The following is an 894-nucleotide window of genomic DNA, read 5'->3' as shown; positions in this document are numbered from 1 at the left end:
TCGCAGTCAAGCTCCCTTATGCCTTTGCACTCTACGAATGATTTCCAACCATTCTGAGGGAACCTTTGGGCGCCTCCGTTACACTTTAGGAGGCGACCGCCCCAGTCAAACTGCCCACCTGACACTGTCTCCCGGGTCGATAAGACCCGTAGGTTAGAATTTCAATACAGTCAGGGCGGTATCCCACCAGCGCCTCCACCGAAGCTAGCGCTCCGGTTTCAATGGCTCCCGCCTATCCTGTACAAACTGTACCAAAATTCAATATCAGGCTACAGTAAAGCTCCACGGGGTCTTTCCGTCCTGTCGCGGGTAACCTGCATCTTCACAGGTACTATAATTTCACCGAGTCTCTGGTTGAGACAGTGCCCAAATCGTTACACCTTTCGTGCGGGTCGGAACTTACCCGACAAGGAATTTCGCTACCTTAGGACCGTTATAGTTACGGCCGCCGTTTACTGGGGCTTCAGTTCAGAGCTTCGCTTACGCTAACCCCTCTCCTTAACCTTCCAGCACCGGGCAGGTGTCACCCCCTATACTTCGCCTTACGGCTTCGCAGAGAGCTGTGTTTTTGCTAAACAGTCGCTTGGGCCTATTCACTGCGGCTTTCCGTTAAGAAAGCACCCCTTCTCCCGAAGTTACGGGGTCATTTTGCCGAGTTCCTTAACCAGAGTTCTCTCGCACACCTTAGGATTCTCTCCTCGCCTACCTGTGTCGGTTTGCGGTACAGGCACCTTTTATCTCGCTAGAAGCTTTTCTTGGCAGCGGGGAATCAAAGACTTCGCTCCATAAGGAGCTTCCCCATCACAGCTCAGCCTTCACGATAAGCGGATTTGCCTACTTATCAGCCTAACTGCTTGGACGTGCACAACCAATCGCACGCTTCTTCTATCCTTC

General features: G+C 52.3%; 1 rRNA gene (cut by both window edges). It reads right to left on the bottom strand.

The features are described from left to right. Positions 1-894 (bottom strand): 23S ribosomal RNA (locus DOS87_RS29860) (it extends past both window edges: 674 nt to the left, 695 nt to the right).

Source organism: Bacillus sp. CR71 (assembly GCF_003429245.1).
Lineage (GTDB): Bacteria > Bacillota > Bacilli > Bacillales > Bacillaceae_G > Bacillus_A > Bacillus_A thuringiensis_S.
The sequence above is the reverse complement of the archived record's forward strand: the minus strand, read 5'-3'. Positions and strand labels throughout refer to the sequence as shown.